At 58.9% G+C, this 24,318-nt stretch carries 28 protein-coding genes and 2 pseudogenes; 13 read left to right on the top strand and 17 right to left on the bottom strand.

What is annotated here, in order from left to right:
* The first annotated feature begins 9 nt into the window (after positions 1-9).
* From M0954_RS03205 to M0954_RS03245, 9 genes are all read left to right on the top strand, one after another.
* Positions 10-897 (top strand): polysaccharide deacetylase, encoded by an 888-nt coding sequence (locus tag M0954_RS03205; protein WP_297351608.1) that lies wholly within the window; start codon positions 10-12, stop codon positions 895-897.
* A gap of 28 nt (positions 898-925) precedes the next feature.
* A complete protein-coding gene (locus M0954_RS03210; RefSeq protein ID WP_122156650.1) occupies positions 926-2,263 on the top strand; it encodes an MFS transporter in 1,338 nt (445 codons plus the stop codon).
* Between the two features lie 25 nt (positions 2,264-2,288).
* The gene (locus M0954_RS03215; protein WP_122156651.1) at positions 2,289-3,062 is read left to right on the top strand and encodes an SDR family NAD(P)-dependent oxidoreductase; all 774 of its coding nucleotides are present in this window, start codon (positions 2,289-2,291) and stop codon (positions 3,060-3,062) included.
* Between the two features lie 46 nt (positions 3,063-3,108).
* Positions 3,109-3,867 (top strand): SDR family NAD(P)-dependent oxidoreductase, encoded by a 759-nt coding sequence (locus tag M0954_RS03220; protein WP_297351610.1) that lies wholly within the window; start codon positions 3,109-3,111, stop codon positions 3,865-3,867.
* A gap of 47 nt (positions 3,868-3,914) precedes the next feature.
* The gene (locus M0954_RS03225) at positions 3,915-4,217 is read left to right on the top strand and encodes a hypothetical protein (protein WP_367279487.1); all 303 of its coding nucleotides are present in this window, start codon (positions 3,915-3,917) and stop codon (positions 4,215-4,217) included.
* Positions 4,214-5,254: a GTP-binding protein gene (locus M0954_RS03230; RefSeq protein WP_122156654.1), complete on the top strand. Its 1,041-nt coding sequence runs from the start codon at positions 4,214-4,216 to the stop codon at positions 5,252-5,254. The genes M0954_RS03225 and M0954_RS03230 overlap by 4 nt, the downstream gene beginning before the upstream one ends.
* A 40-nt stretch (positions 5,255-5,294) precedes the next feature.
* The gene (locus tag M0954_RS03235) at positions 5,295-6,500 is read left to right on the top strand and encodes an extracellular solute-binding protein (RefSeq protein WP_297351614.1); all 1,206 of its coding nucleotides are present in this window, start codon (positions 5,295-5,297) and stop codon (positions 6,498-6,500) included.
* 30 nt (positions 6,501-6,530) lie between these two features.
* Entirely contained in the window at positions 6,531-7,619 is a 1,089-nt protein-coding gene (locus M0954_RS03240) for a GntR family transcriptional regulator (RefSeq protein ID WP_122156655.1), read from the top strand.
* A 1,015-nt stretch (positions 7,620-8,634) separates the two neighbouring features.
* Positions 8,635-8,757, top strand: a complete 123-nt coding sequence (locus M0954_RS03245; RefSeq protein ID WP_297351616.1) for a hypothetical protein — start codon at positions 8,635-8,637, stop codon at positions 8,755-8,757.
* A gap of 139 nt (positions 8,758-8,896) precedes the next feature.
* On the opposite strand, the gene M0954_RS03250 is transcribed toward M0954_RS03245, so the two are convergent.
* The 15 genes and pseudogenes from M0954_RS03250 to M0954_RS03315 form a co-directional block, all read right to left on the bottom strand.
* The gene (locus M0954_RS03250) at positions 8,897-9,832 is read right to left on the bottom strand and encodes a LysR family transcriptional regulator (RefSeq protein WP_133894375.1); all 936 of its coding nucleotides are present in this window, start codon (positions 9,830-9,832) and stop codon (positions 8,897-8,899) included.
* A gap of 147 nt (positions 9,833-9,979) precedes the next feature.
* Positions 9,980-10,315, bottom strand: coding sequence for a BON domain-containing protein (locus M0954_RS03255; protein WP_122156658.1), 336 nt, complete (start codon positions 10,313-10,315; stop codon positions 9,980-9,982).
* Positions 10,316-10,390: 75 nt separating this feature from the next.
* Complete coding sequence (locus tag M0954_RS03260) at positions 10,391-11,437, bottom strand: porin (RefSeq protein ID WP_133894374.1); 1,047 nt, start codon at positions 11,435-11,437, stop codon at positions 10,391-10,393.
* Positions 11,438-11,902: 465 nt separating this feature from the next.
* Positions 11,903-12,181 (bottom strand): DUF4148 domain-containing protein, encoded by a 279-nt coding sequence (locus M0954_RS03265; protein ID WP_133894373.1) that lies wholly within the window; start codon positions 12,179-12,181, stop codon positions 11,903-11,905.
* A gap of 180 nt (positions 12,182-12,361) precedes the next feature.
* Positions 12,362-13,429 carry a porin gene (locus M0954_RS03270; protein ID WP_133894372.1) on the bottom strand — a complete coding sequence of 356 codons (1,068 nt, stop codon included), beginning with the start codon at positions 13,427-13,429 and terminating at the stop codon, positions 12,362-12,364.
* Positions 13,430-13,812: 383 nt separating this feature from the next.
* Positions 13,813-14,058, bottom strand: coding sequence for a GMC oxidoreductase (locus tag M0954_RS03275; RefSeq protein ID WP_297351618.1), 246 nt, complete (start codon positions 14,056-14,058; stop codon positions 13,813-13,815).
* A gap of 36 nt (positions 14,059-14,094) precedes the next feature.
* Positions 14,095-14,589, bottom strand: coding sequence for a hypothetical protein (locus tag M0954_RS03280; RefSeq protein ID WP_297351620.1), 495 nt, complete (start codon positions 14,587-14,589; stop codon positions 14,095-14,097).
* Between the two features lie 21 nt (positions 14,590-14,610).
* A pseudogene (locus M0954_RS30305) lies at positions 14,611-14,847 on the bottom strand (TetR family transcriptional regulator); the annotation flags it as partial.
* A gap of 198 nt (positions 14,848-15,045) precedes the next feature.
* Complete coding sequence (locus M0954_RS03285; RefSeq protein ID WP_297351622.1) at positions 15,046-15,318, bottom strand: DUF4148 domain-containing protein; 273 nt, start codon at positions 15,316-15,318, stop codon at positions 15,046-15,048.
* Between the two features lie 216 nt (positions 15,319-15,534).
* Positions 15,535-16,494 (bottom strand): PDR/VanB family oxidoreductase, encoded by a 960-nt coding sequence (locus tag M0954_RS03290; protein WP_133895043.1) that lies wholly within the window; start codon positions 16,492-16,494, stop codon positions 15,535-15,537.
* Between the two features lie 105 nt (positions 16,495-16,599).
* Complete coding sequence (locus M0954_RS03295) at positions 16,600-17,142, bottom strand: hypothetical protein (RefSeq protein ID WP_297351623.1); 543 nt, start codon at positions 17,140-17,142, stop codon at positions 16,600-16,602.
* Positions 17,143-17,288: 146 nt separating this feature from the next.
* Positions 17,289-17,882, bottom strand: a complete 594-nt coding sequence (locus M0954_RS03300) for a plasmid pRiA4b ORF-3 family protein (RefSeq protein ID WP_297351625.1) — start codon at positions 17,880-17,882, stop codon at positions 17,289-17,291.
* A 2-nt stretch (positions 17,883-17,884) separates the two neighbouring features.
* Positions 17,885-19,426 (bottom strand): IS66 family transposase, encoded by a 1,542-nt coding sequence (locus M0954_RS03305; protein WP_297351627.1) that lies wholly within the window; start codon positions 19,424-19,426, stop codon positions 17,885-17,887.
* Positions 19,427-19,467: 41 nt separating this feature from the next.
* Complete coding sequence (tnpB, locus tag M0954_RS03310) at positions 19,468-19,815, bottom strand: IS66 family insertion sequence element accessory protein TnpB (protein WP_133894297.1); 348 nt, start codon at positions 19,813-19,815, stop codon at positions 19,468-19,470.
* Complete coding sequence (locus M0954_RS03315) at positions 19,812-20,225, bottom strand: transposase (protein ID WP_297351629.1); 414 nt, start codon at positions 20,223-20,225, stop codon at positions 19,812-19,814. Before M0954_RS03315 ends, tnpB begins: the two co-directional genes overlap by 4 nt.
* Before the next feature lie 76 nt (positions 20,226-20,301).
* On the opposite strand from M0954_RS03315, the gene M0954_RS03320 reads away from it, so the two are divergent.
* On the top strand, positions 20,302-21,171 hold the full coding sequence (locus M0954_RS03320; RefSeq protein WP_297351631.1) for a sigma-54-dependent Fis family transcriptional regulator: 870 nt from the start codon (positions 20,302-20,304) through the stop codon (positions 21,169-21,171).
* Between the two features lie 202 nt (positions 21,172-21,373).
* Here M0954_RS03320 and M0954_RS03325 read toward each other — a convergent pair whose 3' ends face one another.
* Positions 21,374-21,736 (bottom strand): cupin domain-containing protein, encoded by a 363-nt coding sequence (locus M0954_RS03325; RefSeq protein WP_297351633.1) that lies wholly within the window; start codon positions 21,734-21,736, stop codon positions 21,374-21,376.
* A gap of 502 nt (positions 21,737-22,238) precedes the next feature.
* Between M0954_RS03325 and M0954_RS03330 the strand changes: the two are divergent.
* Together M0954_RS03330 and M0954_RS03335 are read left to right on the top strand one after the other, a co-directional pair.
* Positions 22,239-22,463, top strand: a pseudogene (locus tag M0954_RS03330) (hypothetical protein); the annotation flags it as partial.
* 161 nt (positions 22,464-22,624) lie between these two features.
* The gene (locus M0954_RS03335; protein WP_297351635.1) at positions 22,625-22,930 is read left to right on the top strand and encodes a BrnA antitoxin family protein; all 306 of its coding nucleotides are present in this window, start codon (positions 22,625-22,627) and stop codon (positions 22,928-22,930) included.
* Between the two features lie 70 nt (positions 22,931-23,000).
* Here the strand turns inward: M0954_RS03335 and M0954_RS03340 are convergent, their stop codons facing one another.
* Positions 23,001-23,468: an MEKHLA domain-containing protein gene (locus tag M0954_RS03340; protein ID WP_297351637.1), complete on the bottom strand. Its 468-nt coding sequence runs from the start codon at positions 23,466-23,468 to the stop codon at positions 23,001-23,003.
* 413 nt (positions 23,469-23,881) lie between these two features.
* Here M0954_RS03340 and M0954_RS03345 point away from each other — a divergent pair, with 413 nt between their 5' ends.
* Complete coding sequence (locus M0954_RS03345) at positions 23,882-24,313, top strand: hypothetical protein (protein WP_122155974.1); 432 nt, start codon at positions 23,882-23,884, stop codon at positions 24,311-24,313.
* Positions 24,314-24,318: the final 5 nt, after the last annotated feature.

Consider the following 24,318-nt stretch of genomic DNA (forward strand, 5'->3'; position numbering starts at 1 on the left):
GAAGCACACATGGCCAAGGAAATTCTCATCGCATTCGGTATCGACGTGGACGCGGTGGCAGGCTGGCTCGGCTCGTACGGCGGCGAGGATTCGCCGGACGATATCTCGCGCGGGCTGTTCGCTGGTGAAGTCGGATCGATGCGTTTATTGAAGCTGTTCGAGCGGGAAAAGCTGAAAACCACATGGTTCATTCCCGGCCACTCCATCGAAACCTTTCCTGAACAGATGAAGGCGGTCGCGGACGCCGGTCATGAAATCGGCATTCATGGCTACAGCCACGAAAATCCGATCGCGATGACGCCGGAGCAGGAAGAAGCAGTGCTCGACCGCAGCATCGAACTGGTCACGCAACTGTCGGGCCGCCGTCCGACCGGCTATGTCGCACCATGGTGGGAATTCAGCAACGTGTCGAACGAACTGCTCGCCAAGAAGGGCATCAAGTACGACCACAGCCTGATGCACAACGACTTCCATCCGTACTACGTACGAGTCGGTGACAGCTGGACCAAAATCGATTACAGCAAGCATCCGGACACATGGATGAAGCCGCTCGTGCGTGGCAAGGAGACCGACCTCGTCGAGGTTCCGGCCAACTGGTACCTCGACGACCTGCCACCGATGATGTTCATCAAGAAGGCGCCGAACAGCCACGGCTTCGTGAATCCTCGGGATATCGAAACGATGTGGCGCGACCAGTTCGACTGGGTGTATCGCGAGCACGACTACGCAGTGTTCCCGATCACCATCCATCCCGACGTCTCCGGCCGTCCGCAAGTGCTGCTGATGCTCGAACGACTGATCGCGCACTTCAAATCGCACGACGGCGTGCGCTTTTGTACCTGCGATGAGATCGCCGACGACTTCCTGCGGCGCCAGCCACGTATCAAGCCCGCCTGAACATAACACCTAAAACGGAGCATTAACGATGAAAGAGAGTCCCTTGTCCAGCGCCGGTTTCAGGCTCGAAAAGATCCTGCCCGTCGACGTGAAGCGTGCGACGATCGTCGCATTCTTTGCGTGGGTGTTCGCGGTGTATGACTTCATCCTGTTCGGCACGCTGTTGCCGGAGATCGGCAAACATTACGGCTGGGACGCTCCCACCCAGGCTGAAATCGCCACGTTCGTCGCGATCGGCACGGCCGTGATTGCGTTCGCAATCGGGCCGTTACTCGACCGCCTTGGACGCAAGGCCGGCTTGCTGTGGACCGTTGCCGGCGCCGCGCTGTGCTCGGGGCTTACCGTCGTCGGCGGAGCGATGGGTCAGTGGCCACTGGTACTGATCCGTTCGCTGTCTGGTCTCGGCTACGCAGAAGAAACCGTTAACGCGACCTATCTGAACGAACTGTATTCAGCCGCCAACGATGCACGCCTGAATCGCAACAAAGGCTTTATCTACAGCCTCGTGCAAGGCGGATGGCCGATCGGCGCGTTGATCGCCTCGGGTCTGACGGCGCTGCTATTGCCGCGCATCGGCTGGCAAGGCTGCTTCGTGTTCGCGACGTTTCCAGCCATCGTCATTTTCTTCATGACGCGGCGCTTGAAAGAAAGCCCGCAATTCATGCTGCACAAGCGCATCAAGCAGTTGCGTGAAGCGGGTCACGACGGGGATGCACGAACGCTTGCCAGCGAACACCACGTCGATTACGAACAGCACAGCCGTGCGGGCCTGCGCGAAGCATTTCGCGGCGATGCATTGCGCGCGACGCTGGTGCTCGGCGGCGGTATTCTGCTGAACTGGTCGGCGATTCAGGTATTCAGCGTGCTGGGCACGACGGTGCTGACGCGCGTGCATAACGTGTCGTTTGAAAACTCGCTGCTGATTCTGGTGCTGTCGAACGTGATCGGCTATTGCGGCTATCTGAGCCACGGCTGGATTGGCGACAAGATCGGCCGTCGCAATACGCTCGCAATCGGCTGGGTGCTCGGCGGTCTGGCATTTGCCGGCATGCTGTTGGGGCCGAGCAGCTCAGGTGTGGTGGTTGCGCTGTATAGCCTGGGTCTGTTCTTCCTGATCGGCCCGTATTCGGCAGCGCTGTTCTTTATCGGCGAGAGCTATCCGACATCGATTCGCGGCACCGGCAGTTCGATCGTCCACGCCATGGGTCCGGTGGGCGCGATTCTCGCGGGCGTCGGTGTGACGTCGATGCTGAATCACGGCGTCGACTGGATGCACGCGGCGCTGTGGTTCGGCGCGTTGCCCTGCTTCCTCTCGGGACTGCTGATCTTCTGCGCGAAGCACGTAAATCCGGAAGCCACGAAGTAACCACCCAGCCACTTGAATACACGTCATGAGCGAGTCACAACACACGAAAGTCGCGCTGGTCACCGGCGCGGCAAGCGGCATCGGGCAAGCGCTGGCGGTCGCCTATGCGCAGATCGGCGTCGCGGTCGTCGGCGGCTATTTCCGCGGCGATCCGCATGACCCACGCCAGACCGAACGCATGGTCGCCGATGCAGGCGGCCAATGCGTGATGCATCCGGTGGACGTCACGTCTGCCGATCAGGTGGACGCGTTTGCGGCAGTCGCACGAGAACGTTTCGGCCGGATCGATTTCGCGGTCGCGAATGCGGGGCTGCTGCGTGCCGCACCATTGACCGATATGCGTGACGAGCAATGGTTCGAAATGCTCGACGTCGATCTGTCGGGTGTGATGCGTACGTTCCGGTCCGCTGCGCGTCATATGGCGGACGGTGGCGCAATGGTCGCGGTATCGTCGATTGCGGGCGGTGTGTACGGGTGGGAAAACCATACGCACTATTCCGCGGCGAAAGCGGGCGTGCCGGGTCTTTGCCGAGCCGTCGCCATGGAACTCGCGCCGCGTCATATCCGTTGCAACGCGGTGATCCCAGGTTTGATCGAAACGCCGCAATCGCTGGACGCGGTCAACTCGCTGGGACCGGATGGCTTGCGAGAAGCGGCGCTCGGCATTCCGCTAAAACGGGTTGGCCGTCCGTCGGAAATCGCGACATTGATCCGCTTTCTGACCAGCGATGACGCGTCATACATCACCGGCCAGGCAATCATCGCGGATGGCGGCTTGACGGTCCGCTGGCCGGGTTAATGAGCGCACGGACTTCACGGTCAATCGCTTCAAGGAGTCGTCTGTCATGAGCAGCACATTTTCACTCGACGGCCGGCGCGCTGTCGTCACCGGAGCGGCAAGCGGGATTGGCGCGGCGATCGCACAAACATATGCATCGGCAGGTGCGCGACTCGTGCTCGCCGACCGCGACGCGGCGCGTCTCGCGCAGCAAGCCGAAGTCTGCCGGAGACTCGGCGCGATCGTGCACACGGTGCAGGCCGACGTCGGCATCGAGGCGGATGCGAATCGCATCGTCGACACCTGTAGCGACGTGTTTGGAGGCATCGATATTCTCGTCAACAACGCGGGCATGCTAACCCAGGCCAGGTGCGTCGATCTCACCACCGAGATGTGGGACGAGATGATGCGTGTCGATCTGCGCAGTGTTTTTCTGTGTACGCGCCGCGCATTGCCGTCGATGATCGCGCAACGCTGGGGGCGCGTGATCAACATCGCGTCGCAGCTCGGCATCAAGGGCGGCGCGGAGCTGTGCCACTACTCGGCGGCCAAAGCGGGCGTCATTGGTTTCACGAAATCGCTCGCGCTTGAAGTCGCGCCCGACAACGTGCTGGTCAACGCAATCGCACCGGGTCCGATCGAAACCCCGCTGGTCGACGGCATCAGCACCGCGTGGAAGACTGCGAAATCCGCCGAACTACCGTTGCGACGCTTCGGACGTCCAGAGGAAGTTGCGCCCGCCGCGCTATTGCTTGCGTCTGACCCTGGTGGCAACCTGTTTGTCGGGCAGACGCTCGGACCGAATTCCGGCGACGTGATGCCGTGAGCGGGCCGTGTGCCCATTTCACCTGACGGAGAATCATCTTGTGCGGAATGTGCGGGCTGCTAGGAGGCGGCAATCACTGGTCGAATACGACCGCACCGGGCGCGGGCGCTGGCAGCCAAAACGCGCGCCGCCAGCGGCTGTTGCAGGCCGCGCTGGCGAATCGTATCCTGATTCCGCTGCGGCTGCGTCTCGACGACTTCCACGGTCAGTCGTTCGTGTTGTCGTCACCCACTGGGGCAAGTGAAATGGTCGGCGATTTCGCGCAAGTGTGGAAGGTCGCTGAAAGGATGCTCGGCCGCGCGCTCGATCCGCTGACGCTGTTCCAGGTGGACGAAGAGGAGCACGCATGAGCCTCGCTTACGACATCATCCCGGTCACCCTCGTGACCGGCTTTCTCGGCAGCGGGAAGTCCACCTTGCTCGCCGATGTGCTGACCGGCGATGCCGCCCGCGACACCGCCGTGCTCGTCAATGAATTCGGCGAGGTTGGGCTGGATCATCTGTTGATGGGCGAAGTCGATACGCAAACCGTGTTACTCGATAACGGCTGCGTATGCTGCTCGATTCGTGGCGAGTTGAAAGATGCGCTGGCCGGGCTCTTCTCGAAGCGCGCACGCGGCGACGTGCCGCCGTTCTCGCGTGTCGTGATCGAAACCACCGGACTTGCGACACCTGCGCCGATCATCGCGACACTGCTAGCCGACCTCGTGATCCGCAGTCACTACGAACTCAAGGTAACGATTACCGTCGTCGACGCGCTCAACGCCGACGCTCAGCGCGCGCGTTATCCGGAATGGCTCGCGCAGATTAGCGCAACAGACCGGATCATGATCAGCAAGGGCGATCTGACCACCGCGCCGCATATTGACGCATTGAAACAGTCGTTGCGGACCATTAATCCGTTTGCCGAGATTGTCGAACGCAATTCGTCGCCCGACGCGCTGCGCGAGCTATTGTTCAAGCCCGCGCGATTTGCGCCGGATTCCGTGCAGAGCGTCTGCGAGATCGGAGCCGGTACGGTGCGTCTTGGCAAAGGCGGCGGACGCCTGGCGCATCGTGTCGACTTCGAACGCAGCGACATCGTTTCAAGCTGCATCCGCATCGAAGACCCGCTCGACTGGCAGGTTTTCACGCTGTGGTTCACGATGCTGTTGAATCGTCACGGTGATAAGATCTTACGAGTGAAAGGCCTGCTGGCACTCGAAGGCGCCGACCGTCCCGCCGTGTTGCACGCAGTCCAGCATCTGGTCCATCCCGTTCTGCATCTCGAGGAGTGGCCCGACGCTTCGCGCGCGTCCACACTCGTCTTCATCACCGAGGGGCTTGATGGCGCAGTAATCGAGGCATCGTATCGCCGTTTTTGCGCAGCGCTCAAGGTAGCCGCCTGAACCGCATCCGAACTCTGTTCACCCGAAACCGCTAAAACCTGTGCGCACTTCCACTGAAGCACCCGCCGTCCATCGCAGCAAGGTCGAATTGCGCGTGCTCGGCACGTCGGTTACGTTGCAGGACCATATCCGCAAGCAGGCGGAACAGGACCTCGGCATCAAGCTGCGTTTTATGGTCGACGAGGGCTCCGCCGTGCAGCGCAACGGCGTGATGCATCCGCACAGCTACGATATCTACGACCAGTGGTTTCACAGCATCGACTGTCTGTGGCCAGCTCGTGCGCTTCAACCAATCGACGTCACGCGCATCGCCCGGTGGGATGAAATCAATTCGCTGCCGCGCGCAGGCCGTCTCGGGCGCCGCGTGTGCACCGGCGCGGGTTCGGTGCCGGTCAACCGTCTTTATGTACAACCGGACAACTCGCTCGGACGCAAGCCGTCGCAGCGGATCAGCATGTTGCCGCTTACCCATAACGCGGATAGCTTCGTCTATCTCGACGACACGTTGCCCGCTTCGCTAATCGAGCGTGGCGAAAGCTGGTCATGGCTGCTCGCGCCTGAACTGGCGGGCCGGGTCGCGTTGCAGGCGGATGCCGCAATCGGCGCAATCGACGCCGCGCTCGCCGTCGAAGCAAGCGGGTTGATGCGCTTCGACGACATCGGCAATCTGACGATCGAAGAAATCGACGCACTGATCGCGACGCTGATCGACTACAAGCGGCGCGGCCATTTTGCGGGTTTCTGGTCAAGCTATGCCGAAGCGGCGCAACTGATGATTTCGAACAAGGTCGCAATCCAGAGTATCTGGTCGCCTGCCACGGTTGCGCTGGCCAAGGCTGGCCTCAAATTCAAGCTCGCAAGTCCGCAAGAAGGCTATCGCGCCTGGTTCGGCGGCATGTCGCTGTCACGCGCCACAGCCGGCCGCGAGCTCGACGCCGCGTACGAATATCTGAACTGGTGGCTCGACGGCTGGGCCGGCGCGACGATGGCGCGACAAGGCTTCTACATCTCCAATCAGGAGCGTTCGCGTAACCAGATGACCGAAGCCGAGTGGGCTTACTGGTACGATGGCAAAGCCGCATCAGGCGAGCTGCCGGGGCCGGTCAGCGAGCATCTGGTAACCGCGGGCCAACGTCGCGACGGAGGCAGTTACGTGTCGCGGATGAGCCGCATTGCGGTGTGGGACTCCGTGATGGACGAGCATAACTATCTGGTGCGCCGCTGGACCGAATTCATGCGCGCTTGAATCCGGCCCATCAGCGTACCCAATCGAACGATGACAAGACGTGCAGGCGTAAGCGCATCGCCACCTGGCTCCGCGACCGAAGCGGCGGCCGAGGCAGCGACTGACGATATAACTGGAACCGACACCTCAGCGGAGGGCGAGACGCGCCTTCGCTACCGTCTGATTCACGATCAGTTGAAAAGTGCGATCGTGCGTGGCCGGATTGCACCGGGACTTGTGCTGCTCGAAGGACCGGTGGCGCGGATCTTCGGCACGAGCCGCGTACCGGTTCGCAAAGCGTTCGAATTGCTTCATGAAGGTGGGCTGCTGCGAACTTTCGAAGGTCGTGGCTATCTGGTTGCCGGGACCGACGGCGGCGAACCTCAACCGTTACGTGTACCGCTATCGGAAGCAGCGCTCGGCTTCGACGGGACGCCTGTGCCGCTCGCGTTGCCGTCCACCAGCGAGCGTATTTATCACGATCTCGAAGCAACGGTGTCGATCGGGATTGCGTTCGGCCATTTCCGGATCGACGAAACCGAGGCCGCCGAGACCTTCGGCGTCAGCCGCGGTGCGGTCCGCGAGGCACTGAGCCGGTTGCGCGATCTCGGTCTGGTCGAAAAATCCACGTACTCGCATTGGATGTGCGGCCCGCTCACCGCGCGCGCGGTTAAACATGACTACGAGTTGCGCTCGCTGCTGGAACCCGCGGCGCTCGCCGCGAGCGCGCCGCTGCTGTCACAAGCGATGCTCGGCTCGGCGCTCGCCGAGCTGGAGCGTGCGATCGCCGAGCCCGACAGCGTCGACTTCGACGCGTTGCAGCGGATCGAAGACACCTTGCATATCGATTGTCTGCAGAATGCGCCGAACCGGAAGCTGCTTGAAACGATCGGCCATGCGCATATGCCGCTGACCGTGAACCACGCGTTCTACAAGGCGTTCGATCTGCATCCGGAACCCTCGACGCTGCTCGAACATCGCACGGTCATTCGGCATCTGCTGAACGGCGATGCGAATGCGGCCGCAGACGCGTTGCGCGCCCACCTTCAGGCGGGACAGACGCGTACGCTGCAACGGCTGAAAGTGCTCGCCGTCTTGCCGGAGCCCGATCTGCCGGGGTTCATGCACAGGATCGCATAGGTGAGGCACTGCTAATCGCAAGCGCGCGTGTGTATGGCAAACAAAAGGAGAAAACCAACACCGCGGTGGCACGCGTAGTCTGCCTTAACAACCGTGCAATGGCCGCATTACAACGCCAGCGCAAGTTCAGGCAAGTTGGCGGTGGCAGCGTGTTTCAGGATCCACGCTACGGCGAAGACTGGAAAGGCGAGGAAGCGTTCCACAATGACCTTGAGATGGCGCGACTGGAATCATCCCTATTGTCCCAGAGCGTCCCCGAAGTAGGGGCGAGACCACGTAAATATCCGATTTTTATTATGTTCTGTGGTCCGGGTGGGAGTCACATTGGCGCCGCTTAGGCCCACCACATCTGGGTCTCCCGATGCGGTCATGCCAGGTTACCCCCAGATCTACCCCCGTGAAATGGCGGAACAAAGTGGAATTGGGCCCCGATGAAAATACAGCCCACGGAACAATCGCATCTATGCCGCTCGCCCCTGTCGATGTCGCGATCTCGCAACACACGCAGCGAAAACATCCCCGTTGCGAACCGGTGACCAACGAAGATAGTCAATGCGCCGGTGATTGGCTCGATTCGACTGCCAAGTCCGGAAGATGGGCAGCTACTCACCACTTGCAATGCGCGCCTCATCGCGAACTTCCCTTGTCCACCGCGGCCGATCAAGTCGCTGGAGGGGCAACGACCGCTCTCAGAGTCCCGCCGTCATTCGCTCGTTACAGTCCGGCTGCAGCTTGCCCGCCAATCCGGTTATCCACGGGCCGGCGATTTATGGTCGGCGAATGGCCGGTTCGGTGGAAAGCCTCAGGCAAAAGACGACCCTCAACTGCGATTCGGACTGGCACAACATAAACGGCGGCGCAGCTGGCCACTGTATCGTCAAGTTTGCGGGCGCACGATCAGATCAAGGCTGATCCAGCCGCGGCGGCAGCTCTCCGGCTGAAAGCCGAGAACGTCAAGAATATGTCGGCCGCGTAGATCGAAGAGATCATCCACAACCCGGAAATCGAGTGGACGATGACGCCCAGGAAGTTCATGGCCTTCGCGACATTCATGAACCGGACAGGCCGCCTCTCGACGAAGCTGGCCGACCGGCACGAGTTCTTCTTCGACAACATCAAGGACCTACCCGGCAGCTGAGGGCTGATGTCGACGAGAGAAGATGCGGCGCCCGGCCACGACGTGATCGCGGTCAGCGTTTAGCGTGGGGCAACGACGGATCGGCTCGAGACTTTCGCTTCCGCGACCGATCGTCGGGCGAACAGTCCTGATCATCGTGCTAAGACTGCGCCGGACCGGTCAAATACGCGTTGTCTGCCGCCCGCGCCCAGGCGACGATATGATCGATGAAGGTCTGCGTAGCACTACGGATATATTTTCGACTCGGGTAGGCAATACACATGTTCAGCGACTGCTCGACCACGCTGAAGTCCGGCATGAGCCGAACGAGCGACCCTTCGGTCAGTTCCGGCTCGATCATGGATTCCGGCAGGAACGAGAAGCCGATACCTAGCTTGGTCATTCTGCTAATCATAAGCAGATTATTGGCAGTAAATCTCGGAAGCAATTCGACAGCGAATCTTTCATTACCGCGTTCGAACTCGACGCTCATTCCCTTCTCGTTCATCGATCTACCAATGAAAGCGAGTTCCTTGAGTTGCTCCGGACGCTCCAAAGACGGCAAACCCAAACGTGAAAGATACGAGACGGACACGACCGGTGAGTTCGAAAACTGCGCCAGTGGTCGTACGATAGCGCTGCTGGACGTCACCGCGCGGCTCGGCACAACCGCTACATCGAATCCTTCGTCTACGATATCCACCTCCCGGTCCAGCAACGTCAAATGAAAATCGACGTCCGGATATGCCGCTATATAGCTCTTGATAGCGGGCCCGAGATTCGACAGCGCGAACGACGAAGACGCAGCCACCCGCAACGATCCGGCGCTGGTGGCGCTGCTGCGGGTGACGTTTCCTTCTGTGGTCGCGATCCGATCCAATATGTCCTTGCAGTCGCCAAGATAGCTACGCCCAATTTCCGTGAGCGTGACTCGCCGTGTCGTACGTTGCAGCAAACGCACATTCAGGCGCTCTTCAAGATTGGCAATCGCACGTGTTACCGCCGAGCGGGAAATTCTGAGCCTCTCAGCAGCCCGGTTGAATCCCTCTGTGTCGGCGACCTCGACAAAAATCGTCATGGCCTCAATCAAGTCCATCACGGTCCTCTATGTTGCAACGCTCCCTCCGACCGATGCCTACAGCCGCCCAATCAGCCGGATAGCGTCGGCAATGGCTCCGGCTGGGCAGTCGTTGTAGAAGACCGCAAGCCCGTCGCGACTCTTTCACGGCTTGCGGTCACTCTCTTAGTTATCGCCTTCGTTGAAGATCGTGATCCGATTGCTTACGGATACCACGCCCGCGACGGCCGACGCCGCGCTCGCAGCGAGATCAATCTGTGCTTGCGTCCGTAAGTTCCCGGAGAGCGTCACCACTCCGTTTGACGCCTTGACGTATATGCGCGTCGGGTCCAAGCCCTTTGTACGGCCGAGTGTGCGCCGAACCGACTTCGCGAGCGCCCGGTTCGCGGTCTTGATCGAAACCGCAGCCGATGCGGCGGTAGATGCCCCCTGTGCGAACACATTCGTGGCATTCAACGTAATCACCAACATACCCAGAGCCAGAATTCGCGTCGTTTTCATACAGCACCTCTATTTATGGCGTATTTGGAATTGGTAATCCGCGCGCATAAGCAAAGCGAACGGATCCATGCTCAATTAGAATGCGTGCCGTATCCCGACGATGACGCCGGTCTGGTTAAGATTGCCGGGCGACGACGTGTCGAGATAGTTCAAAGTAAAGTTCTTCCCGCCACCCACATCCAGATATCCAGCAAATGCATAGAGCGAGGTCTGCTTGGACAGGTTATAGGTTCCTTCGAAGATGAACCAGTTGGGATGGCCATTATCTCTTGTCTGGTAGTGATCCACCTCGGCGGATACGCCGAACGCGGGGGTTATCTGGTAGTAGGCCCCGCCCCAGTACATGTTGCCGTCCGGCGACATCTGAAGTTGTCCGTTGACGTTTAGAAAGCCGGCAAAGAGCGTGGCCGTTCCTACACGCAGCTTGGCTGCGGCACTGAATCGCTTGTCGAGTTCGGACGATGTGTCGACCGGCGCGGCGATCGTACCGCGCGTTTGTTCGTACACCACACGAGCCGAAAACGACCGGAACTGGTAGTCGACCCCGAGCCCCGTATAAGTTCCGGCCGCCATGTGACCCGGATCCTCCTGACCGAACGAGTATTCGGCTTCGCCGCTTAAGCCGCCCACCGCGATCGACTTGTACTTGATCGCATTCGACAGCGTCGTGCCATCGGGAATCAATCCAGCGGACAGCAAGGAGTACTGCGCCTGATACGTCGGATCGTAGTACAAGGACATATCGAACATGATCTTGTACTGACGGCCCACGGTAGCAGTACCGTACGGAGTATCCAGGCCCACATACGCTGAACGGTTGAAAAACGACGTCGGGCTTTGGTTCGCACCGTTGGCCATGTTGATACCGTTCTCCAGCTTGAAGACCGCTGCGTAGCCACCACCAAGATCCTCTCTACCCGTGATGCCCCAATTCGACGGATAAACGTTACCCGATTGAAGTCCGACGACCCCATCATGCTTCGAATTGGCATTAGTCAGGTATTGCACCCCGAGGTCAACCATCCCATACAAGGTCACGGACGACTGTGCCAAAGCCCCAGTCGAAAAGAGACCCAACGACGCAGCGGCTGCGCCGATCAGAAGTTTAGCTTTCGTGTCCATTCGCTTGTCTATTCAGGTAATAGTTATATGTTTCTGATCGCCTCGCCGAGCCAAACCATGGATATCCCGTTCGTCGAACGCGTATGACGAATTGAAATCTAGGTATGCTTATTGAAACGAGCTCATCAAACGCAGACGAAAGCCATCCGGAAGTACTGTCCGTTTATTCGTTCGCGTGAGATAGATTCTTAGACGCGAAAATAGTAGTGACAACTACCGTGGCGTTCAAAGGAGTTGCCACGCGTCCAACCTGGGGAAATTCCAGGGGGTATAGCGGAGAGAGCCCACGAAGAGCACACGGGCTGGGGGAGACAGGTGGTCGGCGAGAAGCGGACACGCGATCTGAAACACCGAAGCAGTGCGAATGAACTACTTCTGGTTGAAGGCGACGCTGGCCTTTACGCCGGGGATCAAGGAGATCTGTGATCGCCGGCGCTCGTCAGAGATCTGACGGCTGATGCCGCATTACCGCGAACCGGAGGCGCTGGAACCGCTCGTCGAAGATCCGTATTGCGTGGTGGTGGTTTGCTCTGCGGCGACTTTTCTCTCCGCGGCCTGCAGGTTGTACGGATAGTCGGGATCCTGGCTGTATGCGGGATGGTAGCCGGCACGCTCGAGCGCGGCGAGCTCCGCATTCACCTGGGCGCGTGTCTTAGGCGCCGCGTCCTGGGCACGAACTATCACCGGCCCGGTCGTCACGGCAATGGTTAAGGCAAGCATCAAACCTGAGAGCAATCGTTTCATCGTATCCACCTGGAGAAAGAGGCCGTATCGCCAACGCTGTACCCTGACTTTTCAGGAGACAACCGACGGCATAGGGACAGTTTATCGAGTGGGTACCGAAAGAGAAGCTAGCCAGCCAGGGACAATCTGTTCGCGAGACAGCAACAAACGCGCTGGCGAGTCATTCGCCGGTGGACCGCCTTAGAATCCGTGATGTATTCCAGTCAGGAAGCCAAGCTGGTTACGGGTCGATGAAGCCCCGATCGTATAGATTGCGGCCGCTGCGCCACCCGTGGCCGTTTCGAAAACCACATCCGCATATAGCTGAGTACTCTTCGACAACGCATACACGTTGCCGAACGACAACTCCGTATAACGCGCAGGCGAAAAACGCGTTGTACTGGCTCCAAGTGCGAGTGAGTCTGCCGGGGTAGCTTGATAAGTGGCGCCCGCGTCGTAGGTCTGGTAGATGGCTGACTGTCCGTCAGACTGTAGTTTCACGAGCGTAAAGAGCGCATGAAGCGTCACAGCACCAACGGTATACGTGGCTCCAGCTCCCATGTTTTCCACTCTGTCAGCGGAGTAAGTTGCTGCCGGTTGCCCTTGAAACGACGAAAGGCCCAACGTAGTGATTTGCGGCGTCCTGTTATGCTCATCGGCGTAGGTTAGTGCCGCTTTGACAGGGCCGCTTTCATACTCAGCACCAATGCTGACGTTACGGCCGAAACCGAAATTCGTTGTGTTGCCCAACCCGATCATCGTCCCTACGGAAAGGCCATTCCAACGCTGGGACACGAACTTCGCGCTGTTCTGAAACTGCACCACCCCGGTCGCGGCGAGTTCGTCGATATTTCCCGGATGGAACATGTACCAATTCGCAGTTAAATAAGCACTGCTCAGTGGGCCGAGCCAGTCGAAGCTGAACGGCGTTTGCCGCCCTAGCGTCACGGTACCAATCGAGTCATCACTCAATCCGACGTACGCCTCCCGATTGAAAATCACGCCAGGTGTCGTCATCGCGCCGGTCGCCGTTGAAAAACCGCTCTCCAGGCGAAATACGGTTTTCACACCGGAGCCCATGTCCTCGACGCCGTACAGACCGAAGCGATCAGGCTGCATCGTGTTGACCGTTGTGACCTTCGCGCCAGCGCCCGCGTTGTTGAAGTAACCGACTCCAACATCCGTACTGCCATACAGCGTGACGCTGCTTTGCGCTCGCGCAATCCCGCATACTGCCAACGCCCCGAACATCAACAATGCTTTCTTCATGCTGCAACCCCAAGCCAGAGACGAGATTTATCCGTGCGCGCCGCATGTGGGCGCGGCATGCGCTATCTTGACGCTGGTTTGGACCAGTGCCACGTTATTCCTACTTGTAGGAATTTTGACGAAACTGTGGAGCCCAAAAAATAGTTGTCAACGAGAACCATGAGGATTTTCGACGGACGCAACGTAGCGCAAGATCCACTCGTCGCACGACATCAGCACATATGGAGGCGAGCGACGGCACGCGGTAACGTTCGAATAGTCCCGCGCGCAAATTTCCGTGGCAACTACCGTGCTGCTCACAATGGTTGCCGAACGTATCGGGATGGGAAGCGTGGATCATCATCCGCGCCGATCTTGCATGTGCCGACCGGATGATAGTTGGTTTAACTGTCCATTTCACATCGCTTGCGATCTCCCCGCTCTTCTTTACGAACTGAAGCACCTGGAAGCATCTCGTCGCCGATGAACTCCGCGAGCGGACCAGTCCGCACGACCTTGCGAAGATAACGGACGGCCTCGACCAGTGTCGCCAGATGGCGCGGCTCTGCCAGAAAGTTGGGTTCGACCACTGATGGGGCCATCGGATCGGAACTGGCCAGTCGTACCCGTCCCCTCGAGAGTGGACTCACCAGATTGGCCAGTAGCGTAAAGCCGGGGGCGTTCTATCAATTGGCCTGCGATTTGTTATTTTTCCTTCTGCCCATCGCTAGGGACCTTTGCTTTTTATCGGCATCATTGACGATGCCCCGTAGGATCAGTTTGGTGGCGAAATCGATATATTGTTCCGCCAAGCCGTCGGGCCGCGCGTTCTTTTCGAAGAGAACATCGAGCAAAGGTCTCGCCTCGATGAAAAAAGTACAGATACCCAGCATCGCAACGTGCAGAAAGCGGGGATCGACCTCGTCCGAAATGGTATCGGATCCGCCAGGTGCCAGGAGGGCCTCGCTCAAAGAGACACCGCCCAATGCGATTCCCCGCAATATCTCATCGTGTCGCGGAGTGGAGTTGCCGCGGTAGATCTCGCCGAGCACCAGCCTGAGGAGATACGGATTCTCCCGAAGCACGGTGATCAATAGGGCCAGACGCCCCCGCAATCGCTGCTCAAGTGTGGTTCCGTCGGAAACAATCGGCCTGCTCTTCGCCTGTACGTCTTCGAGCATATGCGCTACTGCAGCCCGAAGCAGTCCTTGCCTGCTCTTGAAGTAATAGCGAACTAGCGCGGGGTCCACCTTGGCCGCGGATGCGACATCGACTACCGTCACCTTCTCCGGCGGTGTCACACGCAGTATCTGCAACGTAGCATCAAGGATAGCGACGCCACCCACGGACGTCGACTGGCTGGGTCGTCCGGCGCCTCGACGGCGACCCGATCGCTTAGCGACTGGCTTTGACGCTGCCATATGTTCGACGTGTTCCATGTTTCATGGAGACGAGCCCGCTAACGCGACTTTACTAACGGGGGATGAGCTTTAAGCGAACAGATCTAATCGACCTGAGCGACCACGCCTAAGGCGAAAGGTGCGCTTTTAGGAAACCGACGACCGCCTTAATTCTAGCATTGACGAGAGGGGTTTCAGGAGTGCATCAACCAGATGAAATGCACTCCAACCGCCGCCTTAACGGGCACCGGATGCCGACGTGCCGTCAGTCGACGGGCCATACTGCGATCCGTTCAATTGCTTCGCGGCAAGCTTTTTCTCAGCCACCTGCAGATTCGCCGGATAGTCCGGGCCGTGGCTATAGGCGGGGTTGTAGCCGACGTGCTCCAACGCCGCCACTTCTGCCTTGACCTGTGCGCGAGTGACGGGTTGCTCGTCTTGCGCAAAAGCCGGAACAGTTGCGAAACCGATAAGTGCTACCAGAACTGCCGAGATAGTCGTGCTTTTCATGATATCCATCCACTGGAGAGGTTCCGCGACTAGCCAGGGTGACTAGCCGCACCGAAACTAACGGTATGAAGCCAGTTTACCGAATGGATACTGAAAGAGAAGCGAGGCAACGAGGGATAGATTGTTCCGCAAGCAGCAACAGATTGGCCAAGTGCCCAAAGACCCGATCGTTACGTCTGCGCAGCTTCGTTGCGGCAATCAGGGACATGACGCGGTTCAAAGATCCAGCACCAGCCTGCCGCTTTTTAGACCCGAAACACATACCATCATGACTTTATTGGCCGATTTCTGCTCCGCGCTCAGCACGGAGTCACGATGGTCCGGACAGCCTGACAGCACGCGAGTCTCGCAAGCCCCGCAGACACCCTCTTCACAACTGTGATCGACGTCCACGCCGGCGTCCAGCAATGTGCGAAGAATGCTTTTGCCTTCGCTGATCTCCAGCGTTTTCCCGCTTCGCGCCAGCTCGACAGTAAATCCGCCAACCGTCGATGCCTGTAGACCTGCGCCCCCCGCGAAGCGTTCGACATGGACATGTTCAATACCTGTCTGGCTACATGCCGCCTCGAACGCATTCAACATCACTTCCGGCCCACAGCAATAGGCATGAACGCCAGACGGGCTCGACGCGAGTGCGGAGGTCAACTCGAGCGGCTTGCCGTCATGCTCGTCGTCGAAATGTAGCTGGACGTCACCGCCGAGACGCTCAAGCTCATCGAGAAACGCTGCCTGTCTGCGGCTGCGCGCACAATAGATCAGGCGCACTTCCGCATTCATTTCCCGTAACGTTCGGTACATGGACAGTATTGGCGTAATGCCAATTCCGCCTGCCAACAGAATCGTCGCGGCAGCAGTCTGATCAAGCGCGAAGTTGTTTCGCGGTTCACTGATAGGGATTGATGCACCGCATCGCAAGGCTTCGTGAACATACCTGGAGCCCCCTCTGCTGCGACTGTCCTGCAGAATGCCAAGCACGTACCGGTTCTTCTCGTGGAAGGAATTGCAAAGCGAGTAGCTACGCACGAGCCCGTTTGGAAGGTGTAAGTCGATGTGAGAACCGGGAGCGAATTCGGGGAAGTGCGCTCCCAACTGCGGAATCAGTTCGACACTAAGGACTCCGATTGCTTCCTGACGCAATGTCCGGACAAAAGCGTCCAGGAGTGTTTTGCCGCTCATAATTATCCGACGCCACTCGACGTGGCCTTCCATATAAACAGTTTCAATTGCAATCGGGCCGGATTCCGGCCGCTCCGGCATCCGGCCCGAGAACGGCTGCATTGCTCATTCGTCGCCGTTGGCGCCATGAACGACAAAATATTGCGCGCGCTGCGTCTTCTGCCCAATCGCTTCCTCATACGCCTCACGAACGCTCTCCGGTTGCCCAGACTGCCCAATGAAATCGAGCAGGAAAGGCCCCAGTAGCGGGTGCTTGATCTGCTCTTCCCTCGGCATGCCGTTAATCATTTCCTCTCGGCACGCGGAGGGTAGATACACGTCTTTATTCTTGTCCTTATCCGTGATCAACGCCTTCGGCTGTTTGCCACTCGCAACTGCCTCGAGCTCATCGAAAAATCTCCGGCGCATCATGATGACTCCACGGTCACTTGCGCCCAGTGTCTCCTTGGTACGGTCCGTGATGGTCCCCTGACCGACCCATGCCGCGAAGTCCTGGTTCGCAACGTGAGTTTTGATCCAATCGCCATTTTCGTCGTAAAGCGGCCCATACCACGTCGGAATCGACTTTTGAACGTACGGCTCCTGTTCCTTCGGTACCCGGCTAAACACCCAAAGGATACTCAGGGTTTTGTGATCATCGATCGGCACCCGCCATTCCACGTGATGCCCCAGGTAGAACGCATTCGGCCACAGCGTTACCCGACCGACCGTCCATTGCGGGTGGTGTTCGTGTTCGCTGGCCCGCAGACGCTTGTATATGAAACGTAAGCGACATTTGGCGGCCGTCTTGACGATCAGAATTTGATCTCGAAGAGGCGTTCGTTGAGGCCTTGGAGGTCAAAGGCAGAAGGATCGAAACTACCGCCGCACCAGTCGAGCAACCGGTGGTGTTCCTCATGAGCGGGATCGATGATCGCGTCGAGGAACTCGATGTAGCCGGGTACACCGCCAACATCTTCCGGCGGACAGGCATTGCGGCCGCCCAGGCAGATGGGCGAGCGCAACTCAGGATCAGGCGGCAGGACCTTCTCGACCTTCACACGATGCTGCCAGTTGTCACCGTAATCGTAGATGTAGGTGAATGACTTCAGCGCACCGAGCGCCTTGCCCAGGCTCACCCGCGCTTCGTTGAGCATCGGAGGGTCACTCGGGAAGTCCGGATCGGGCACCCCGTAGTTGATGTCGCCGAACACGAATTCGTGCAGATGGCCGCCATCCCAGCCCATCGCCCACAGCAGCAGGACATGCAGCTTCGGCAGCTTGATCGAGGCGGGGACCAGAACCCGCCTCCAGACCGCCGGCTTCAGATACTTCAGCTCGATGTGCAGCTGGTAGACCGGTGCCGGTGAGTTGACCGCGCGTAACGCGGGTTTGCGAGTCAATGTCATCGTCACGCAGCCTGCTGGACCGGTTGCTTCACCGGCATCAAATGCCACGGCAGCAACTCGTCAATCCGGTTGATGGGATGATCGGCAATCCGCTCGAACACCGTACGCAGATACGCATACGGTTCGATACCATTCAGGCGTGCCGTGCCGATCAGGCTGTAGATGACCGCCGCACTCTGTCCACCGCCGTCAGAACCAGCGAACAGATAGTTGCGCCTGCCGAGAACCAGCGGCCTGATTGATCGCTCCGCGGTGTTGTTATCTATCTCGATGCGTCCGTCTTCACAGTAGCGCACCAGCGCAGGCCAGTTCCCCAGCGCATACCGGATCGCCTTGCCAAGGCCCGACTTCACCGAGACCTGCGCGAGCGTATGTTCGAGCCAGTCCTTCAGCGCACCTGCGAGCGGCAATGCCCGCGTCATGCGCACCGACTGCCGGACCTCCGGCTTGCGGCCGCGCACCTCGCGCTCGATGGCATATAGCGCCGCGATGCGGCTGAGTGCCTCCTGCGCCACCGGCGAACGCTCCAGTTCGTACAGGTCGTAGAACTTGCGCCGCACATGGGCCCAGCACGCTGCCTCGATGATCGTGCCATCGCGGTACAGCGCATCGTAGCCACTATAGGCATCCGCCTGCAGGATGCCCGACCAGCCCTGCAGATGCGTACGGGGTCGCTCTCCCTTGCGGTCGGGCGAGTACTGGTACCAGACCGCCGGGGGTGCCCGGCTGCCCGTCGGCCGGTCATCGCGTACATACGTCCACAACCGCGCCGTACGCGTCTTGCCGCGTCCGGGCTCCAGCACCGGGACGGGAGTGTCATCCGTATGGATTTTTTGCGCCTCACGCACATATCGACCAACGACATCCGCCAGCGGCTGCAGCAGTGCGGCGGACTCGCGAACCCACGAGGCCAGGGTGGCACGGTCGAGTTCAATGCCGGCACGCAGATAGATTCCTGCCTGCCGGTACAACGGCATATGGTCGGCGTACTTGGCAACTACCACCTGTGCCAGCAGGCCGGCTGCGGCCATGCCGCGTGCGATCGGGCGCGACGGCGCCGCTTCCTGGACGACCTTCGCACAACGGCTGCAGCTCAGCCGGGGGCGCACGTGGCGGATCACCCGGAAGTACCCCGGCACGTAGTCCAGCATCTCGGAGGCGTCTTCACCCAGCTTGCGCAGCCGGCCGCCGCACTCGGGGCAGTCGCAGTCCTGTGGCTTGTGCTCCACCACCTCGCGTGGCAGGTGCGCAGGGAATTCGCGCGAGCGGCGGCGTAGTGGGACCACCGGCGCTTTCGTGTCTACAGGTTCATCACGCACCGGTTCTGGCGCCGGTGCCGCCACGGCATCTTGCTGCGGCAGTGACCCGTCACTGAGTGCGAGCTGCAGTTGTCCCGTCAGTTCTGCCATGCGCTCCGACGAGCGTCCGTACTGCCAGCGCTTCAGACGCGAGATTTCGGCAAGCAGGCGCGCGATGGTTTCTTCGCGCGAGACAAGCATGCGCTTGAGTGTGTCGATGTCGTCGGGAAGTCGGCTGACTGGCATGCCTGAGAGCTTACCAGGCACGCGCAGAAGTAGGGGCAAATTTACGCGGCGCATCCGGGTTTCCACGTCCGTTCGGGGCGTCGCCAGTCGATGCCTTCGAGCAGCATCGACAGTTGTGCCGCCGACAGATGGATGCATCCCGCGTCGGCCTGCGGCCAGATGAAACGGCCACGCTCCAGGCGCTTGACGTACAGGTTCATTCCATCGCCACTCCACCACAGCAGTTTCACCAGACCGCCCCGGCGACCACGGAAAGCGAACACGTGGCCTGAGAACGGGTCTTGCTCAAGCGCCACCTGCGCCAGTGCAGCCAGACCATCCATGCCACGGCGCATGTCGGTGATGCCTGCGGCGAGCCAGATGCGGGTGCCGGTCGGCAGCGCGATCATGCCGGCCTCAGGCAATGCAGCACCAGTCGCAGCTGGGCTGGGTCTACCTTCCCGCTCACTCGCACGCGTGCGCCATTAAGCTCGATCTCGATACCTGGAGTCGCGGCTTCCTGTGCGCGCAATGGCAATTGCGCTGTTGGCACCGGTAGCGACGAAACCGCCGTCGGATCATCCAGCGATATCGCCACCGGAACGAACACTGCCGCTTCGCTCTCCCTCTTGTTGCCCGGCAGGTCGGCACGGTATTGCCTGCGCCACTTGAACACCATGTTCGGATTCAGACCGTGCGACTGCGCGAGCTTCGCCACCGAGATGCCCGGCTCACACGCGGCCACTGCAACTTCACGCCGGAATTCAGGCGCGTAATTCGGCCGCCCCTTGCGGCTTCCAGCTCTGCCGGTCTCTGTCATCAAAGTGGTCCCCACTACTCGAAGTGATGGACATCACTTTGGACACTCTCAACGTCGATGTCGATACGGCCTTCAAATGACGCTTACCAAGGAACTGCTAGCGCAGGCAGTTCACGCGGCGAGTTCGCGCAGCCGAGCACCATTTGTAAGAGTCAATTGTGGTGCGGTCCCGGAAGCGTTGTTCGAATCTGAGTTGTTCGGTCACGAGAAGGGAGCCTTCACCGGCGCTTCGACCAACAGGACCGGTCGCTTCGAGGAGGCGGACGGCGGTACCTTGTTTCTCGACGAAATTGGCGACCTGCCCTTCAGCATGCAGGTCAAGCTCCTGCGCACGCTGCAGGAGCGCACAGTGTCGCGCATCGGCTCCTCGAAGGAACGCAAGCTCGACGTCCGGATCGTTGCCGCGACGAATCAGGACCTCAAGCAGCAAGTCGCCAACGGCACATTCCGCCTCGACTTGTTTTACCGGCTTTACGTGGTTCCCATTCACATCGCGCCCCTTCGCGAGCGTGCGGAAGACGTTGCTTCGCTGCTCGGGCATTTTGTGCTGGAGGCGAACAAGCGATTCGGGCGCAACGTGCGTCTGTCCGGCGACGCATTAGCTGCATTGATCCGCTATACATGGCCTGGCAACGTGCGCCAGCTGCAGAACGTCGTGGATCGGCTCGCGCTGCTTTCGGACTCTGTTCTCATCGATGCCCCTGCGGTTCTGTCAGTCCTCACTTCGGAAGACAGTGTACCCGTGACAGGAAAGGAAGCGCCGACGCAAGGCGCAGACATCGTGATCCTACCGGCGCGTCGTATCGGCGAAGCAGACCGCGAGCAGATCATCATGGCGCTAAAGCTAGCTGGAGGCGTCAAATCGCAAGCAGCGCAGAAACTTGGACTAACGCTCAGCCAACTGAACTATCGGATCCGGGTGCTTGGAATCGTGACCGTCAGGTAAAACAGGACAGAACTGCCGCTCAAATCGATTCTGACGCGACGTCTCGGGCCAATCAGACCGATAGAGCCAACCAGTCGCTCGTACCGTTCAGGCACGCCACTAACCCCGTCGTCCGGTGGCAAGGGCCTTCGGCGAGGCCCCTTTTAGTACCGTTATCCAGCAGCTATGTACCTGCGCACGTATGATCGCTCGCATGACAAATTTAGGGGGTGTCGATTTGAGGCAACCCTTCAGTCGGAGTGAGCACAATATCTTGTATGCCTCCCGATTGGACAGTAATGTAGACGACAATGTCATCAGTTTCATTTTTAACGTGATGCGTCACGCCAGGATCGATGGAATAGTAATCATGCACTTCTATTTTCTCAACCATATCGCCAATTTTAGTTTCAACGGTCAACACACCTCTGATTACAGTGAAGCGATCGTTGACGTTTGTATGACGGTGCCATAATGTCTCCCCCCCAACAAGAACTGTTGTCTGCGCAACTCCGTACCCTTCTTCTCGCAGTAACGTTCGATATAAAACCTTGCTATTGGCAAGAGGAATGTCCTTGTCGTTCATTTTATTGCTCCAGTAAAAATTGACAATCTTGATAATTTAATAGCTTCACAGCAGGTGTAAAAATTTTGTGGCCCGACGAAGAACCTACATGGTCTGAACGCAAGAACCGAACCATGCAGTCCGAGAGACGCGTGTCTGAGGGAATGCGAGCATTTGCATGGTCTGCCAGACGGAACCTGCACCACCTATCTAATGATGGCGGTTGAAATGTTAACAAAGCACATAATTTTGTTAACAATCATTTGGACGCGGTGTCGTCGAGAACGTTGGCTCTATAGCCCGGTTGGTGTGGCGTGCGAAGCAAACAGCATGACTGCATGCATTCTGGCCGCTACTAACCGACACAACGCTTAACGACACACATGGCATCATTATTGCTTGCCCGGGGTATCAACCCCTGACACGTCGTGCGGTTAACAGCTGAGGTGTCGCCCTTCGAAAAGCTTGTCTAGGCTTTTCAGCTTGCTCGTTATCGGTCATCAGTTCGAGTTGTTGGAAATCAACGATCCACGGCCTATGCAAGGCGGAAATGATTCATCGTCGTGGCCGTGGAAAAGGCGTGAGTCTGTCGAACAGGCGACGCTGGAACGGGTGGCATGGTTTTCATCGACTGATGGAACCGCTCGGCTATATCCCGCCCGCAGAAGCTAAGGCAAAAACTACTACGGGTAACTCAACAATGCTGCTGGACTCGCCCCTGCATGACCGCCCCGCACGTTCCACTTAAAATCTCAGAAGACTGTCCGAACGAGTGAGGCCACCTCTTTACGCGATAACTCTCAGCATGTACCTCGGCAGATTCTCCTCACCAATCGGAGCTTTCGCCATGCATGACGCCTCGAATTTCCGTATTGTCCAGAAGGTGCTCATTCACCATGAGGAAGGCAAATGAACGCGAAGAAAAGCGGTTTGCACAGCGCCTTGGCGAAAGTTGACTCGCAACGTATCAAGAAGACCGACTACGACGAAATCCCCGAACTCGGCGACGAATTCTTCCAGGGCGCCGACGAGGACCGCGCAGGCGAGCTCGTGAGGCGTGGGCGCGGCCGACCGACCGGCTCGAACAAAGCTCAAATGAACCTGCGTATCGATCTTGACGTGATTGAAGCGTACAAGGCTCAGGGAGAGGGTTGGCAAACGCGTATGAATGACGCGCTGCGCGATTGGGCGAAATCACACGGCATGATGCGTTAAGGGGCCCAATCAAGGGGGCCCACCGGTCCAAGCGCTCAAACCTCATGGGACACCGACGCCCCACCCGCCCTCACCCCCTCTCCCCAATCCCCTCCACCCGCGGAATCATCGCCGCCTGCCCCCGATACGTTCCCGCCTCATCCACCAACTGCCAAACAGTAGCGTGTTCGATCCAGAATCGCTCACCCGACTTGGCAACACGCACTCCCCGATACCCGGTAACAAAACCATCACGCGCGACCTGATCGAGAAACGCCTGTCGCTCGCTACGCTCAGGCATTTCCGCAGAAAGCCGCGAAGGCAGCGCGATAAGCTCATCCCAGCTATACCCAAAGATCGCCTGAGCGCGCACGTTGCCATAAACGAAGACAGGATCTGCCGAAGCACTATGTGCAAGAACACCAAACGGCGCCGCCTCATAAAGCCAGGCAGCGCCTTCAGAAACGCTCATGCCGTCAGGAACGAGTGACTTCCCCACGAGTCGGCGGTAGCTGTCGGAGAGGAGGCAAAAGAATTCGGTATCGGTACACCGTGACATCAGAGAAGGCTCCTGAAATCGCATAAGAGAGGGTCGTAGCAACAAGAGAAAACGCTGGCCCTCGCGAGTTTATTCCAACGAAGTCCCCCGCCCGCTCGACAATTTTCCACAACTCAAGAGTAAATGAAATGCGGCAGAAGCCTCCAGACCGCAAACTAAAAACCGACCTTTTCTTACGTGCGATTACCACATCCGCAATACCCCCGTCGGCTCAGTACAATCCATTCCACGCTACTTCAACCCCTCGTAGTAGCGCCGTTGGTACCTCGACGTATGTGCTAAGGTCCGCCCTTCCCTCGGCGGGCCTCTTTTTTTGTGCCGGCCGAACGTCGTCGACATCACCAGGAAATCGCCCGTAAGGTCGCGTAAAAAACTTTGTTGTCCTGTTTGAGTCTGTATTCACCGATATCAACGTGATTCGACTCAACATGCGCGCAACAATCCTTGGGACCCTCCTGATAGCCGTCTTTTGCATCCTCGCGGTGGCATTGTGCGAATCGAAGACCATCGAGCATCTGGTTCTCGATGGCGGAAACGACGATGTGCAACAGCAGGACACGTACGTCGAATGCGCGCACTACCCGCTGGGCCTCTGGACAACGTTTCGGGGCGATTTCCACCACGGGCTCGGAAGACTTCGAGCGACGTACGACCGTTATCACTTCAGCTACCTCGATGCGATCGATGCCGCAACAACGCTTCCTATCGAGACCCTTGCACTCGAGGAAGCCCACCCCGCCGCCACTCAGGCAATTCACTCAGAGCTGGGCGCGTCTGGCGCAACTTCAACAACGTCGGGCATGACGTGTGACCTGGAATCGACCAGCGACACGGCAACGCCATGATCCTC

Origin of the sequence: Paraburkholderia sp., assembly GCF_026225065.1 — a bacterium.
In the GTDB taxonomy this organism is placed as follows: Bacteria; Pseudomonadota; Gammaproteobacteria; order Burkholderiales; family Burkholderiaceae; genus Paraburkholderia.

What these genes read in the sequence shown, in the direction of transcription:
- M0954_RS03270 (WP_133894372.1), bottom strand. Translation starts at nt 13,429, where the DNA reads ATGAAGAAAGCATTGTTGATGTTCGGGGCGTTGGCAGTATGCGGGATT.
- M0954_RS03315 (WP_297351629.1), bottom strand. Translation starts at nt 20,225, where the DNA reads ATGACAGAGACCGGCAGAGCTGGAAGCCGCAAGGGGCGGCCGAATTAC.
- M0954_RS03215 (WP_122156651.1), top strand. Translation starts at nt 2,289, where the DNA reads ATGAGCGAGTCACAACACACGAAAGTCGCGCTGGTCACCGGCGCGGCA.
- M0954_RS03240 (WP_122156655.1), top strand. Translation starts at nt 6,531, where the DNA reads ATGACAAGACGTGCAGGCGTAAGCGCATCGCCACCTGGCTCCGCGACC.
- M0954_RS03340 (WP_297351637.1), bottom strand. Translation starts at nt 23,468, where the DNA reads ATGTCACGGTGTACCGATACCGAATTCTTTTGCCTCCTCTCCGACAGC.
- M0954_RS03300 (WP_297351625.1), bottom strand. Translation starts at nt 17,882, where the DNA reads ATGACATTGACTCGCAAACCCGCGTTACGCGCGGTCAACTCACCGGCA.
- tnpB (WP_133894297.1), bottom strand. Translation starts at nt 19,815, where the DNA reads ATGATCGCGCTGCCGACCGGCACCCGCATCTGGCTCGCCGCAGGCATC.
- M0954_RS03225 (WP_367279487.1), top strand. Translation starts at nt 3,915, where the DNA reads ATGTGCGGGCTGCTAGGAGGCGGCAATCACTGGTCGAATACGACCGCA.
- M0954_RS03265 (WP_133894373.1), bottom strand. Translation starts at nt 12,181, where the DNA reads ATGAAACGATTGCTCTCAGGTTTGATGCTTGCCTTAACCATTGCCGTG.
- M0954_RS03335 (WP_297351635.1), top strand. Translation starts at nt 22,625, where the DNA reads ATGAACGCGAAGAAAAGCGGTTTGCACAGCGCCTTGGCGAAAGTTGAC.
- M0954_RS03210 (WP_122156650.1), top strand. Translation starts at nt 926, where the DNA reads ATGAAAGAGAGTCCCTTGTCCAGCGCCGGTTTCAGGCTCGAAAAGATC.
- M0954_RS03280 (WP_297351620.1), bottom strand. Translation starts at nt 14,589, where the DNA reads ATGCTCGAAGACGTACAGGCGAAGAGCAGGCCGATTGTTTCCGACGGA.
- M0954_RS03320 (WP_297351631.1), top strand. Translation starts at nt 20,302, where the DNA reads ATGACGCTTACCAAGGAACTGCTAGCGCAGGCAGTTCACGCGGCGAGT.
- M0954_RS03230 (WP_122156654.1), top strand. Translation starts at nt 4,214, where the DNA reads ATGAGCCTCGCTTACGACATCATCCCGGTCACCCTCGTGACCGGCTTT.
- M0954_RS03325 (WP_297351633.1), bottom strand. Translation starts at nt 21,736, where the DNA reads ATGAACGACAAGGACATTCCTCTTGCCAATAGCAAGGTTTTATATCGA.
- M0954_RS03255 (WP_122156658.1), bottom strand. Translation starts at nt 10,315, where the DNA reads ATGAAAACGACGCGAATTCTGGCTCTGGGTATGTTGGTGATTACGTTG.
- M0954_RS03305 (WP_297351627.1), bottom strand. Translation starts at nt 19,426, where the DNA reads ATGCCAGTCAGCCGACTTCCCGACGACATCGACACACTCAAGCGCATG.
- M0954_RS03205 (WP_297351608.1), top strand. Translation starts at nt 10, where the DNA reads ATGGCCAAGGAAATTCTCATCGCATTCGGTATCGACGTGGACGCGGTG.
- M0954_RS03220 (WP_297351610.1), top strand. Translation starts at nt 3,109, where the DNA reads ATGAGCAGCACATTTTCACTCGACGGCCGGCGCGCTGTCGTCACCGGA.
- M0954_RS03290 (WP_133895043.1), bottom strand. Translation starts at nt 16,494, where the DNA reads ATGAGCGGCAAAACACTCCTGGACGCTTTTGTCCGGACATTGCGTCAG.
- M0954_RS03260 (WP_133894374.1), bottom strand. Translation starts at nt 11,437, where the DNA reads ATGGACACGAAAGCTAAACTTCTGATCGGCGCAGCCGCTGCGTCGTTG.
- M0954_RS03285 (WP_297351622.1), bottom strand. Translation starts at nt 15,318, where the DNA reads ATGAAAAGCACGACTATCTCGGCAGTTCTGGTAGCACTTATCGGTTTC.
- M0954_RS03245 (WP_297351616.1), top strand. Translation starts at nt 8,635, where the DNA reads ATGACGCCCAGGAAGTTCATGGCCTTCGCGACATTCATGAACCGGACA.
- M0954_RS03250 (WP_133894375.1), bottom strand. Translation starts at nt 9,832, where the DNA reads ATGGACTTGATTGAGGCCATGACGATTTTTGTCGAGGTCGCCGACACA.